Annotated in this window: 12 protein-coding genes; 9 read left to right on the forward strand and 3 right to left on the reverse strand. The window is 45.1% G+C overall.

All coding sequences use genetic code 11. The annotated features are described in order from the left end of the window. Nucleotides 1–129: 129 nt before the first annotated feature. The 4 genes from PseudUWO310_RS07785 (at nucleotide 130) to PseudUWO310_RS07800 (ending at nucleotide 2,549) form a co-directional block, all read left to right on the forward strand. Nucleotides 130–438, forward strand: a complete 309-nt coding sequence (locus PseudUWO310_RS07785) for a hypothetical protein (RefSeq protein WP_142600124.1) — start codon at nucleotides 130–132, stop codon at nucleotides 436–438. A 143-nt stretch (nucleotides 439–581) separates the two neighbouring features. Next, nucleotides 582–1,265 carry a hypothetical protein gene (locus PseudUWO310_RS07790; RefSeq protein WP_142600125.1) on the forward strand — a complete coding sequence of 228 codons (684 nt, stop codon included), beginning with the start codon at nucleotides 582–584 and terminating at the stop codon, nucleotides 1,263–1,265. A gap of 48 nt (nucleotides 1,266–1,313) precedes the next feature. Beyond that, nucleotides 1,314–1,424, forward strand: a complete 111-nt coding sequence (locus tag PseudUWO310_RS07795) for a PetM family cytochrome b6-f complex subunit 7 (RefSeq protein ID WP_009627705.1) — start codon at nucleotides 1,314–1,316, stop codon at nucleotides 1,422–1,424. Nucleotides 1,425–1,601: 177 nt separating this feature from the next. Beyond that, entirely contained in the window at nucleotides 1,602–2,549 is a 948-nt protein-coding gene (locus PseudUWO310_RS07800) for a hypothetical protein (RefSeq protein WP_142600126.1), read from the forward strand. 281 nt (nucleotides 2,550–2,830) lie between these two features. Here the strand turns inward: PseudUWO310_RS07800 and folK are convergent, their stop codons facing one another. Beyond that, a complete protein-coding gene (folK, locus tag PseudUWO310_RS07805) occupies nucleotides 2,831–3,367 on the reverse strand; it encodes a 2-amino-4-hydroxy-6-hydroxymethyldihydropteridine diphosphokinase (RefSeq protein WP_142600127.1) in 537 nt (178 codons plus the stop codon). 52 nt (nucleotides 3,368–3,419) lie between these two features. Next, nucleotides 3,420–4,799 carry a UDP-N-acetylglucosamine 1-carboxyvinyltransferase gene (murA, locus tag PseudUWO310_RS07810; protein WP_142600128.1) on the reverse strand — a complete coding sequence of 460 codons (1,380 nt, stop codon included), beginning with the start codon at nucleotides 4,797–4,799 and terminating at the stop codon, nucleotides 3,420–3,422. A 171-nt stretch (nucleotides 4,800–4,970) separates the two neighbouring features. Here murA and PseudUWO310_RS07815 point away from each other — a divergent pair, with 171 nt between their 5' ends. The 5 genes from PseudUWO310_RS07815 to uvrB all read left to right on the forward strand — a co-directional run bounded on the left by PseudUWO310_RS07815 (nucleotide 4,971) and on the right by uvrB (nucleotide 12,076). Beyond that, nucleotides 4,971–5,678, forward strand: a complete 708-nt coding sequence (locus PseudUWO310_RS07815; RefSeq protein WP_142600129.1) for a M15 family metallopeptidase — start codon at nucleotides 4,971–4,973, stop codon at nucleotides 5,676–5,678. Between the two features lie 462 nt (nucleotides 5,679–6,140). Beyond that, the gene (gene groES / locus PseudUWO310_RS07820; protein ID WP_009629538.1) at nucleotides 6,141–6,452 is read left to right on the forward strand and encodes a co-chaperone GroES; all 312 of its coding nucleotides are present in this window, start codon (nucleotides 6,141–6,143) and stop codon (nucleotides 6,450–6,452) included. A gap of 117 nt (nucleotides 6,453–6,569) precedes the next feature. Next, nucleotides 6,570–8,204 (forward strand): chaperonin GroEL, encoded by a 1,635-nt coding sequence (gene groL / locus PseudUWO310_RS07825; RefSeq protein ID WP_142600130.1) that lies wholly within the window; start codon nucleotides 6,570–6,572, stop codon nucleotides 8,202–8,204. Nucleotides 8,205–8,357: 153 nt separating this feature from the next. Continuing rightward, entirely contained in the window at nucleotides 8,358–9,725 is a 1,368-nt protein-coding gene (locus tag PseudUWO310_RS07830; protein ID WP_142600131.1) for an O-antigen ligase family protein, read from the forward strand. 350 nt (nucleotides 9,726–10,075) lie between these two features. Next, nucleotides 10,076–12,076: an excinuclease ABC subunit UvrB gene (gene uvrB, locus PseudUWO310_RS07835; RefSeq protein WP_142600137.1), complete on the forward strand. Its 2,001-nt coding sequence runs from the start codon at nucleotides 10,076–10,078 to the stop codon at nucleotides 12,074–12,076. A gap of 248 nt (nucleotides 12,077–12,324) precedes the next feature. Here the strand turns inward: uvrB and PseudUWO310_RS07840 are convergent, their stop codons facing one another. Then, on the reverse strand, nucleotides 12,325–13,344 hold the full coding sequence (locus PseudUWO310_RS07840; protein ID WP_142600132.1) for a DUF2235 domain-containing protein: 1,020 nt from the start codon (nucleotides 13,342–13,344) through the stop codon (nucleotides 12,325–12,327). Between the last annotated feature and the right edge of the window lie 368 nt (nucleotides 13,345–13,712).

Raw genomic sequence — 13,712 nt, forward strand, 5'->3', positions numbered from 1 at the left:
AAGCTATACGAAACTAAGGGAGAGACATTACTTTAACCGTGATGTCTTTCCTTTTATGGGTTTTACCATGACGATTGTAGAGACGATTGCTATAATTGAAGTCTCAAATTTTTTAAGTAAGGGCAAATAATGGCAACTCCCCACAGGACAAAACAGGTAAATCTTCGTTTTCCCCTGCCTTTATTAAGCCAAATCAAATCTCAAGCTGATGCAAAACAACAGGCGATCGCTGATTGGATCTTAGCTGTCGTAAGTCGCGAATTTTTACCAGCAGCAGAGCCAGCACCAGAGCCAGCGCCAGAGCGATCGCTTGTAGAGCCAGAAACAGCTCCATTTACCTTGCATCCCGAACTGCTAACCTACGTGGAAAGTAGTTTAGCGCCTTTGTATTCTCAAATTAGTGAATTGAGGACACAGTTGGGGGAGTCCAAAGCCTGATTGACCAAGGGAAATCCAGTCAGGCAAATAATTACGTCCCTCAAGAAGAGCGTTCAGATCGCCGCAATCAAGCACCTGCTGGGGTTAGTTCTTCCACTAATGCCAAACCATTATTCAATTCTTTAGCAGGCTTTGCTTTAGAGGTGGGCGATCGCTTAACGATCAATGGTGAAGAAGTAATTTTTAAAGGATGGGTCGATCAATCGCAGACCGCAATCGAGGTAAAGGCGATCGCCGATCCCTCTTCAGTCAAAAAAATTCGCGCTAAAGAAATCAAAAGCCTGTCGCGATCACAGGATCTTGATAATGCCGAGCGCTCAGCCCCAAAAGCTTCTGAACCATCGGACGATCATCGTGAAGCTCAGTCAAAAACGGCGGAAAACTTAGACCCATCTCCTCCCGAATCAGCGGCGAAGACAAGTGGCGAGGCTATTCCTAATGATCTTAGGGACAGCCCTCAACCGTCAGCGGCTAGCGATCGCCCTGAAGTACCAGAGGAAGTTATCGAAAAGCCCAAAGAACCTGAATATAACGCTTGGGAAGTTTGGACTTATTTAGAACGTCAACGGGTGAAAACCTTAAAACTGCTTAATACATTTCAGGCAGAATGGGAAGCAAATCGCTTTGTCCGTGAAGCCGAGCGCAGTGCGCCGCCTAACTTACGGGTACATTATGAAGTGCGCCCGATCTGGCTAGATGAAGAAGAAATTAAACGCTCTTATCAAAACACCGCCAGCACCCATACATCTCCTGATGATCGAGATGAGAGCCATCACGAAGAATATGAGGATGCGATCGATGTGGAGGTGGTTACAGAGTCATTGTAAAATTCTTAACAATACAAAAAATATTATTTAGATTATTTGGAGAAAATTATGGGAGAACTAGCAAATGCAATGATTCTATCGATGGTATTGATTCCCGTCGGTATTGCCTTTGGATACTTCTTACTAAAGCTACAGGGCGAAGAACAAGAAGAAGCTTAATTGTTATCTTTTTTCGTTGTCTTTTTTATAGAAGCGGGACAAAAGCGGTGCTTAGCGCCGCTTTTGTCTTTTTTAATAAAAATCTCTTAAGTAGCTAGGCGCAATTAAATATAAAATTCCGAAGTGTTGGCTCACTTCAGCGAATTGGTATAAGTAATTAAACATTGCAGGTGCACAATGACTCAATCTATCGATCGCTCCGCAACGGGAGAATTTTTATCCGTTAGCGATCTAAAAAAGTTGCATGGTTTTACCGAGGCTGCGATCGAAAAATTTTTAGGGGAATGTGATGCAAATCAGCCTAACCCTAAATCAAAAAGTACCAAACCCGTTAAGCTTTACAGTGCAGCAAGGGTAGATAAGGTTTTACATGACGAGCTATTTATTGAATGGCAAGCCAAAAAGAAAACAACGTCTTCCAAACGTAGTAAACCCGTTGAGGCAATAACCGAAGCTGTAGTTACAAATTTGGGCTTTGAGGTCTCTGAGGTAGGCAGTGAGGTTACTGAAGCGATCGCAGACAAAAAAAATCTTGCTTTTGATTTTGATTTAGGTTTAGGTGAACTAGTGACCGCCGATTGGTGCGAGTTTGCTTGGGAAGATTTTCAAGTTGAGGGCGATCGCAATTTTTCGGAAGAGGAAAAATTACATGCAGTTACTACGGTCAACAAAATGCTCGCAGCGGCTTATTGGTTTCCCCCTGATTTATTCTTCGATGCTTTTACTCAACCAATCAAGAAGGACGATCAAAACGTAAATTCCGAGTCACTAGCAAAGGATTATAAAGAAGAGATCCTTACCAAAGGATTTAAGGACATTCCGTTGGTGACTTTTATGATTCGCGATCGCCAAGACAACACAAAAGTAATGCTAAATTCGGCTCCCTACAAATTGATGGCGATCGCGGATTTGTATAAATTAGGTTCTCTCCCTGCGGATTTTAGGATTCCTGTCTTTGATTTGCAAAAATTGAAATCGATGGTAAGGGATAAGTATGGCGCTAATCTAAATTTTGCTCTGAAATACGCGATCGCGGGTGGCGAACTAGGGCGTGATTTTGCCCTGAGGGAAATTTCACGAAATTGGCTCACTAGTCTTTGTACTGGTATCTCTGTACCTCTGTGACACCAAGATAAGAAATGGCTATGCCATTTCTTATCTTGGAAACCTTTATACCAATTCTCAAAATGGCAACGCCATTTTGGGAATCTCAAAACCTTACTGGGTTTGGTTTTTAATTCACAAAAGTGTGACAACACTTTTGTGAATTGGTAGAAAACCCCAAAACCTGTAGCGCACGCTGTGCGTGCGCTACAGGTTTTGGGGTTTTTAATTTACCAAGTTAAGAAATGGCGTAGCCATTTCTTAACTTGGCATAACTTCTCAACCATGCCCCAAAATATAAATCAGCTTAAGGCTAAAACTTCCGTATCAATTGCGATCGGATGGCTCAAGTCGATATCGGGGGGATTTTTAGCCAGCTCACTGATCGGCATTTGATATATCGGATGTATCCAATCGGCAGCAATTTCGGCAAGGGGTAGTAAAACGAAAGCGCGATCGCCCATGCGCGGATGGGGTAAAACTAGCTCTGGCTTGTCTAAGACACGATCACCATAAAGCAACAAATCGAGATCTAAGGTTCTTGCGCCCCAACGTTCGCGCCGCTCGCGCCCAAAGATTTGTTCGGTATGGAAAAGGGCTTGTAAAAGTTGCAGGGGGGGTAAACTCGTTCTTAAAACCGCACAACCATTGATATAGTCGGGCTGGGGATCTGCATTGGGTAAAACGATCGCCTTAGTACGATACCAACGGGAAACCCTCACCACTTCGATTGCTGGAAGGGTTGAGAGTTGCGCGATCGCAGCTTGGACAATTTTCTCGGAGTCACCTATCGTACTGCTTAGATTACTACCTAGGGCGATCGCGCAAAGCTCAGTCATGAATTTTTAATTAATAACAACAAAGACGCTGCATTGCAGCGCCTTTATGGAATTATACGGGAACCACTTCACTCGTGCGATAGAGCTTTGCCCCCACATTACGCAGTTTTTCTTCAATGCGATCATAACCGCGATCGAGGTGGTGTAAGCCCATTACCGTCGTCTCTCCATCCGCAGCTAGCCCTGCAATCACCAAGGCAGCCGAAGCTCGCAGATCCGTTGCCATTACAGGAGCGCCCGATAATTGGGGTACTCCCGTGACTACCGCCACATTATTTTTGAGGCGAATGTTTGCCCCCATGCGATTTAACTCGGCAACATGCTGAAGGCGATTTTCAAATACCGTTTCCGTAACTACACCATTACCCTCGCAAATGGTCAGTAAAGCCATAAACTGCGCTTGCATATCGGTGGGGAATCCAGGATAGGGCAGGGTTTCGATGTCTACGGCGCGATAGCGATCGCCACCAATGACAGTGATCATATTGTCAGAGTCTTGGCGCACAGTGACACCCATATCTTGCAATTTGGAAATTGCCGCAGTCAGATGAGCAGGAATCACAGGCGATAGCGATAAGGTAGAGCGTGTAATTGCAGCGGCAACCATAAAAGTAGCCGCCTCAACGCGATCGGGAATCGCCGTAAAATCAGCAAAATGCAGCTTATCGACCCCATCGATAACGATCGTACTCGTGCCAGCCCCTCGAATTTTTGCCCCCATAGCAATACAGAGATCGGCAAGGTCAACTACTTCAGGTTCTAGCGCGGCATTTTCAATAATGGTCTCACCCTCTGCTAAGGTTGCCGCCATCATCAGGGTTTCGGTTGCGCCCACGCTCGGATAATCGAGATAAATCTTTGCCCCTTGCAAACGTCCATTACTACTCATACAGTGGGCATGAACAATACCATGTTCAATCTGGACAAATGCTCCTAAAGCTTGTAAACCCCGTACATGTAGCTCGACGGGACGCGCTCCGATCGCACAGCCTCCGGGTAAAGGCATTTTTGCCGAACCCATTCTTGCCAGCAGTGAACCGAGCGCAAAAAAGCTGGCTCTCATTTTGCTGACCAACTCATAGGGTGCGGAATTTTTACTCAGATTACTGGTATCGAGATCGAGAACTTCTCCATTGCGGGAAATTTTAACCCCAAGGGCTTCAAGGATGTCACACATACTCTGCACATCTGCGAGGTAGGGCACATTCCGAATGCGGCAACCCTCGGAGGATAAGAGCGTGCCCGCCATGAGGGCAAGAATCGAATTTTTGGCTCCGCTAATGGGAACGTGACCAGATAGGGGTGCTTTCCCGATGATGCGGAGGACAGGAGTGCTGGGTTCAATTTGGGGCATTTGCGAAGATTCGAGCGTAGTTAGTTCAGTTGGCTCAGGGATTTGCGAGGCTGTGCCGAGATCCGTCGTCGATTGCATAGGCTGTGATTGTAAATTATTTGCACTAGTGGCATTGGTGGTAGAAACGATCGCCTTATCCTCCTCACATCAGAGATTAACGTGGCTAAGAGTTTAGCGGAGTATATCCGAAAAACTGTTAACTTTTGTACAGTAGGTGTATTTACTCATTATTAGCGATCGCGCCCTATTATGTCCAAGCCCTATCAAATTATCCCGATCTCAGAATGTGGCGAGCAACTTGTGGCAATCACTAGCGATATTTACAGGATCGCTCCCCACCCCTATATGGCGTTAGGCGCTCCCTATGGCGATCGCTCTCCTTTTTTTATAAGGCAAGGGATCTTAGAAAGACTGCAAAAATCTCAAGCATATTTACAGACCCTGCGCCCAAACTGGCAAATTGCGGTTTTTGATGCCTATCGCCCCATTCCCGTTCAGAAATTCATGGTGGATTATAGCTTCACGCAACTGGCTGAAAGTAAGGGCTTACCTGTAGAAAATTTGACGAAAGAGCAAAAAAAATCACTAATGACGGAAGTGATCAAGTTTTGGGCTATTCCGAGTGATGATCCGCAAACCCCTCCTCCCCATAGCACGGGAGCTGCGATCGATGTAACCCTGTATAGATCTCCCACCCAAGGCGAGGACTCTATACAAGAAATAAATATGGGTTCGCCGATTGACGAAATTAGCGATCGCTCTTTTCCTGATTACTTTGCCGATTCCCTAGACATTAAGGAAAGAGAATTTCATCGCGATCGGCAATTGTTAAACCAAGTGATGACCTATAGCGGATTCCAAAGGCATCCCAATGAATGGTGGCATTTTTCCTATGGCGATCAACTGTGGGCATGGATTAGTAATGAGAAATCAGCGATTTATGGAGGAGTTAAATAATTCACCAAAAAACTAAACCCAGAAGCGAGAACCGCCCGCGTAGCGGGCGGTATTGCAGTTTTCATTTTGCCTACGGCAAAATGAAAACTCAAAACCCTTACTAGAATTGTTTTTTGTTTTCAAATGAGTACGCACTCATTTGAAAACCGCAATACTCGCTTCTGGGTTTAGTTTTTAATTCACAAAAGTGTGATCACTCTTTCGTGAATTGGTATTAGGGACTTGCGATTTAATGAAATACCAAATATAAAACCAGAATCGGTGGCGCGGCGGAGCCGCGCCACCGATTCTGGCAAAAATGTTTATTGTTAACAGCGCTAGCCTTTCAGTTCGGAGCCTTTCAGTTCGGTAAACCACACTATAGCCATTGCAACCATTTCGGTTAAATTAGCACTCAGTCACCTAGAGTGCTAAAACACTCTAGACAAAGCCAAAAAATGCTAGTCAACTGAGTGAATACAAATGGCAACCACGACATTAAACGTAACTACAGTAAAACCTTTAGCCGATCGCGTATTTATCAAAGTAAGCGCTAAAGAAGAAAAAACCGCAGGTGGAATTTTCTTGCCTGAGACCGCAAAGGAAAAGCCCCAAGTCGGTGAAATCGCCGCAGTAGGACCTGGAAAGCTCGATGATAAAGGCGAACGTCAAGCCCTAGAAGTCAAAGTTGGAGATAAAGTTCTTTACTCCAAATACGCTGGTACTGATATCAAACTTGGCACAGACGAATATGTGCTGCTAGCAGAAAAAGATATTTTAGCGATCGTTTCATAGTCACTGGTAATTGGTAATTGGTAGTGGCTAATCGGTAACTGAGATCGAAACCCAATCACCAATCACCAATCACCAAGTTTTTTGCTAACCCGTTCCTATTAACAAATCAAAAAAATTATGTCTAAAAAAATCATTTACAACGAAGATGCACGTCGCGCCCTCGAACGCGGTATGGACATCTTGGCTGAAGCGGTAGCCGTAACCCTAGGACCAAAGGGTCGTAACGTAGTTCTGGAGAAGAAATTTGGTTCTCCTCAAATCGTTAACGATGGTGTAACCATTGCTAAGGAAATTGAACTAGAAGATAACGTTGAAAATACGGGCGTAGCTTTGATTCGTCAAGCTGCTTCTAAAACCAATGATGCTGCTGGTGATGGAACCACCACGGCAACCGTATTGGCTCATGCCATCGTTAAAGAAGGTCTGCGTAACGTAGCGGCTGGGGCTAACTCGATCGCTCTTAAGCGTGGTATCGATAAGGCAACTGCTTTCTTGGTTGGCAAGATCAAAGACCATGCTAAGCCCATCGAAGATTCTAAAGCGATCGCTCAAGTTGGAACCATCTCTGCTGGTAACGACGAAGAAGTCGGTTCGATGATCGCTCAAGCGATGGACAAGGTTGGTAAAGAAGGTGTGATTTCCCTCGAGGAAGGTAAATCCATGTTTACCGAGTTAGAAGTTACCGAAGGTATGCGCTTTGATAAGGGCTATATCTCTCCTTACTTCGTAACCGATGCTGAGCGTATGGAAGCTTCCTTTGAAGAACCATTGCTCTTAATCACCGATAAGAAGATTGCCCTCGTTCAAGAACTCGTTCCCGTTCTCGAACAAGTTGCGCGTGCTGGTCGTCCTTTGATTATCATCGCTGAAGATATCGAAAAAGAAGCTCTGGCAACTCTCGTAGTGAACCGTCTCCGTGGCGTTCTTAACGTTGCTGCGATCAAGGCTCCTGGATTTGGCGATCGTCGTAAGGCGATGCTCGAAGACTTGGCAATTCTCACTGGCGCTCAAGTCATCACTGAAGATGCTGGACTCCGCCTTGATGCTGTGAAGCTCGATCAACTCGGTAAAGCACGTCGCATCATCATCACCAAGGACAGTACCACCATTGTTGCTGATGGCAACGAAGCCGCAGTTAAGACTCGCGTCGAACAAATTCGCCGTCAAATCGAAGAAACCGAATCTTCCTACGATAAAGAGAAGCTCCAAGAACGTTTGGCTAAGCTCTCTGGTGGCGTAGCCGTGATTAAGGTTGGTGCAGCAACTGAAACCGAAATGAAGGATCGTAAGTTGCGTCTAGAAGATGCCATCAACGCAACGAAAGCAGCAGTTGAAGAAGGTATCGTTCCTGGCGGTGGTACAACCTATGTTCACCTTGCTCCTGAACTTCATACTTGGGCAACTGCTAACCTCACAGGTGAAGAACTTACTGGCGCAATCATTGTCTCCAAGGCTTTGTCTTCTCCCGTAAAGCGGATTGCTGCAAATGCTGGTTTTAACGGTGCAGTAATTGCTGAAAACGTACGCGAAAAAGACTTCAATATTGGCTTTAATGCTATGTCTGGAGAATTTGAAGATATGTTTGCGGCTGGTATTGTCGATCCTGCTAAGGTCACCCGCTCGGCATTGCAAAATGCAGCTTCGATCGCTGGTATGATTTTGACCACCGAATGTATTGTCGTTGACAAGCCTGAAGATAAGGGCGCAGGCGGCGGCGGTGCTATGGGTGCTGGCGGCGATTTCGATTACTAATTTTCCATAGATATTTGAATCTAAACAAAAAAGGGAGTGCAAAGCACTCCCTTTTTTGTTTAGATTCAAATATGAGTGGCGGCGCTTTGCGCCGCCACTCATATTTTGGGTAACCAAACTTGTATTGCTATAAACTTAAAAGCTTTAAGGTATGTGCTGCCCACTGTGTGGGCAGCACATACCTTTAGCTTAATTAATGAGAAAGGTAAATGGATGCTCTGGAAACTGACCGAAGATAATGAGTTGCGCTTAGAGTGGAACTGGCTGCAAAGTGTTGCTATTTTTATGGTGATTAGCAACGTTTTCATGCCTTTTGCGATGGTGTTATTGGCTGTGCTGGTACTATTTCGTCATGGTTGGCAAGCGATCGCCACGCCCGTAAATCGCGCTTATTTTTGGCTGTCGCTATGGATGATTTTTACGACAGTAATTGCCTTTAATCCTGCTACTGCCGCAGGAGGACTAGCCAACTTTTTGCCCTATTTTCTATTGGCCGCCGTTACTAGCTTTATCATTCGCACTCCCGCCCAATTTATTCATTTTCTTTGGTTATTGGTGCTTAGCTCTATGCTCGTAAGTGGTTTTGGAATCTTACAAGCAATTCTCGATCGCCCTGATTGGTTATTCCCAAAAGTAATTTTTGATAGCTATAAGATACCCATGGGGTTTAGCGCCGATCGCCGCATCCAGTCTTTTTTTGGACATTTCAATGAAACAGCCGCCTATCTATTAATGATTTTGCCGATCGCCTTTCATTTTGCGCTTGGTCAAGTGAAAAGCATCACCAAAAGTCAGAGAGCGATCGCCGCTGTCGCTCTTGCCTTGGGAACTGCGGTATTAATTTTGACTGGTTCCCGCAATGCATGGGGGTTGGCAATAATAGGAATGCTCGCCCTAGCCCTCTATTATCGCCAATGGAAATTCGTTTTAGGATTAGGTATTTTTCTCTCCATCATTGCTTGGGGAATATTTGGGCAGAAATTGGGTTTGGGTGGGGAAGCCGTGCGATCGCTATTGCCCGAAGGCTTCGTCAATCGCTTATCTAGCGCGATCGATCCCAAATTAGGTGATTATGCATCCACTGCCGATCGCCTTAATGCTTGGCAATTTGCGGGAGCGCTGATTGCGAAACATCCCATCCAAGGCTGGGGATTGCGCAACTTTCCCCTAGTTGCTAAGGCAATGGATTTTGATTTGCGGGGATTGCCCCACGAACATAATTTATTTCTGGCGATCGCTGTTGGTTCGGGTATTCCTGCCCTGTTGGGGTTTATCGGTATTATTAGCTGGACGATCTGGGTATCGTTAAAATCGGCGATCGCTAAAAATACGGAAGGAATGATGTTTGTGGCGGCAGTGGGAGCTATTCTCTTTTTGCTGTCAGGCTGGCTAGATTTAGTGCTCTACGAGCCAAGGCTGAGTATGTTGTTATGGTTTCTGCTTGGCGGTATTTATGGCTTAGCATCTCACCTTCCTCATCAATCTGATCAAACGGATGAAATTAATGCTAAAGCTACTTAATTAGTGTCGCGCGGCGCAGCCGCGCAACACTATAGCTGCCGCCAGTTTTCTTAGGACAAAATCAAAACCCCAAAGAGAGTTGCCGCGCGGAGCGCGGCAACTCTCTTTGGGGTTTTATACCAATTCCCAAAAGTGTGGCTACACTTTTGGGAATTAAAATCCAAACCCAGTAAGGATTTTAAAATCACAAAATGGCAACGCCATTTTGTGATTTGGTATTATGTCCTGATATAGTTTGCGGCAGCTATAATTGTTCGCTGCGGAGGGAATCAAAATTTGGGTTTGATATGATAGAGATCGCCGATTTCGATTTCTGTTTCGATAACTGCCCCTCAACAAATTCTAAGATCATGCCCCTGTTTGACATCCGCACCCCTTGGTCACCTACTGCCGATCAACCCAAAGCGATCGCTCAATTATTAGATGGATTGCAAAAAGGACTCCGTTATCAAACGCTTTTGGGCGCAACGGGGACAGGTAAAACCATGACTGTCGCCAATGCGATCGCAAAATATCAAAAGCCGACTCTAGTTTTAGCGCATAATAAGACCTTAGCGGCTCAGCTCTGCAATGAATTGCGCGAATTCTTTCCGAATAATGCCGTTGAATATTTCATCAGTTATTACGATTACTATCAGCCCGAAGCATATATTCCCGTCACCGATACCTATATTGAAAAGACGGCTTCGATTAACGATGAAATCGATATGCTGCGTCATTCCGCAACGCGATCGCTATTCGAGCGCAAAGATGTAATTGTGGTTGCTTCCGTAAGCTGCATCTATGGTTTGGGCATTCCTGAGGAATATCTTAAAGCTTCGATCCCCTTGGCGGTGGGTGTGGAGTACGACCAACGCGAACTATTGCGATCGCTTACGAACGTACAGTACGAGCGCAATGATATTGAAATGGGCAGGGGTAAATTTCGTGTCAAGGGAGACATTTTAGAAATTGGTCCAGCCTACGAGGATCGGACGATTCGGGTAGAGTTCTTTGGTGATGAAATCGAAGCAATTCGCTATGTCGATCCCGTCACGGGAGAGATCTTACAGAGTTTGGATGCCTTAAATATTTATCCCGCGCGGCACTTTGTGACCCCTGCCGATCGCTTAGAGGTCGCCTGTGCGGATATTCAAGCGGAAATGGAAGCGCGACTGGAAGAATTAACCAACGCGGGCAAGTTACTGGAAGCGCAAAGGTTGGAACAACGCACGAAATATGATTTGGAACTCCTACGAGAAGTCGGCTTTTGTAATGGAGTGGAGAACTATTCGCGGCATTTGGCAGGTCGACAAGAGGGGGAATCTCCAGCTTGTTTGGTGGATTATTTTCCCAAGGATGATTGGCTGTTGATCGTTGATGAATCCCATGTTTCCATTCCCCAAATTCGGGGGATGTATAACGGCGATCGCGCCAGAAAAATGACGCTCATCGATCATGGCTTCCGATTACCCAGCGCCGCTGATAACCGTCCCCTAAAGGCGGATGAATTTTGGGGTATGGTCAAACAATGTATTTTCGTGTCAGCTACTCCTGGGGACTGGGAGATGGAAGTCTCAGAACAGGTGGTCGAGCAAATCATCAGACCGACAGGGGTCGTCGATCCTGAAGTATTTGTCCGCCCAACCGATGGGCAAGTGGACGATCTTTATCACGAAATTCAGGAACGAATTAAGCGGAAGGAGAGAATCCTCATTACAACATTGACGAAGAAGATGGCTGAGGACTTGACCACCTATTTTCAGGAACGAAATCTAGCGGTACGGTATCTCCATTCAGATATTAAATCGATCGAACGGGTTGAAATTCTTCAAGATTTAAGGCGCGGTACGTTCGATGTGTTAATCGGTGTCAACCTATTGCGAGAGGGTTTGGATTTACCTGAAGTTTCTCTCGTGGCGATTCTAGATGCGGATAAGGAAGGATTTTTGCGAGCCGAGCGATCGCTGATTCAAACGATCGGGCGGGCGGCGCGAAATATTGCGGGACAGGTGATCATGTATGCCGATCGCATGACCAATAGTATGGAAAAAGCCATTTCAGAAACAGAACGCCGCCGCCGCATTCAAATTAAATACAATGAGGATAACCAGATTACGCCGCGATCGATTGTGAAATCGATTGAAGGCAATGCCATCTTAGAATTTCTATCGGTATCCCGTCGTCTCAACGAGCGGCAATTGGAATATGTAATTAATAATGCCAAGGAAATTTCGTTAGACGATATCCCTACGGTAATCGAACAGTTAGAAGCCCAGATGAAGGATGCGGCGAAAAAACAAGAATTCGAGCAAGCTGCAACCTACCGTGACAAGATTAGGGCTTTGCGCGATCGCTTAATTGGCAAATAACTTTTAGCGATCGTCAAGAAGAGAAGGTTGGCGCTTTGCGCCAACCTTCTCTTCTTTTGATATTGTCCTAATACCAAATCACAAAATGGCGTAGCCATTTTGTGATTTTAAAACCCTTGCTGAGTTTGGTTTTTAATTCCCAAAAGTGTAGCCACACTTTTGGGAATTGGTATAACGCAAGTGGCAACAGCTATAAAATCAGAGAGTGTACCGCCCGCTACGCGGGCGGTACACTCTCTGATTTCTTACTACATATCAAGTTCTTGCTTTAAATACAGGAGATTTTCTGGGCGATAACTTGGATCATACTGCCAGCGCTGTTTTACGGTTTCATGCAACGAGGAAATATCCCCTTCTATCTTGCGTCGAACTTCTCCAGCAAGTTTAAAGATACCCTTTGGTTCGTTATCAAAAGGAATGTCAAACTGCGGATTGATCGGAGATTCCACGCAACTGCGATCGATCGCTAGCCCCAGTTTCTCAACCCATTCCATCATCCATTCTAAGGTAATATCCGATAAACCGTACTTCTCTTTAGTTCCACCGCCAATGCTGCCATGATCACCGACAAACCAGAGTTGATGGATTTGGGTTTCAGCCCCATCACTGAGTTCCATTGGCGTAACTAGAAAGGATTTGCGAAGTTCATCGATCGCTACGGCATGAAAAGCATTTTGAATTAAGCGATTGATTTTGACATCAAAAAATTCATATTGCTTATTCACCCAATTATCTAAAGGGAAATTGGGAATGAGATCGGGAATGCCTAAGGAGCCCACCGTATCCCAGCAACATAAGGCTCGAATCGACACATGTTCGCCATAGGTTTGCCGAAATTTAATAGCTTGCTCTCCGCTGGGATGGGTTGAAGAATTGCGATCGCGATAGAGTTGATAGGCTTCAGGCGTTTTATGGATATATTGCCGTTTTAGCAATCCCGCACAGTAAATAAATCCTGCCACACATCTTACGGTGTAAGCACCGCGACTAAATCCAAACAGATAGATTTCATCACCTTCTTGATAGTTCAAACTCAAAAAGCGATAGGCTGATTGAATCTTTTGATCAATGCCCCAACCAAAAGCTCCACCGCTAATTTGGTCGATAAAATCACCTTCAGTACCAATTCCTTGATCGTAGAAAACAATCTGCTGTATTTCTAGATCGTCTTCTGCTTGAACAGATTGAGCGATTTTTAAGACATTGGTCGCATCTGGTTTTTCTAGCTTGACCCAAGTTCCATCACAGCAAACAATTAGTCTTTTCATTGGGATTACTCCTAAATTGATCTGCTTAACCGAATCTACTAAATCGATCTCAGTAAGTGGGCTTAATTAAATATAAAACCCTAAAACCTGCGACGCACGCGCAGCGTGCGTCGCAGGTTTTAGATCTGGATTTTAATTATGCTGAGGTACTTAGAAACCATTTAAGAATTGGATAGATCCCCCCCCAGCCCCCCTTAAAAAGGCAGGGCTGTTTCAAGAATGGGTAATAGAGAGATTAAACGAGTAAAGATGACATGGCAGGTATATTGTGAGATATTTGGTCGATAGCAGACTTTATCGACTCAAACCCATGCATTCTAAATATAGATAGTACCCAAGTCTTGATAATTGATAGATTAATTGGTGCA

Source organism: Pseudanabaena sp. UWO310, assembly GCF_006861605.1.
Lineage (GTDB): Bacteria > Cyanobacteriota > Cyanobacteriia > Pseudanabaenales > Pseudanabaenaceae > Pseudanabaena.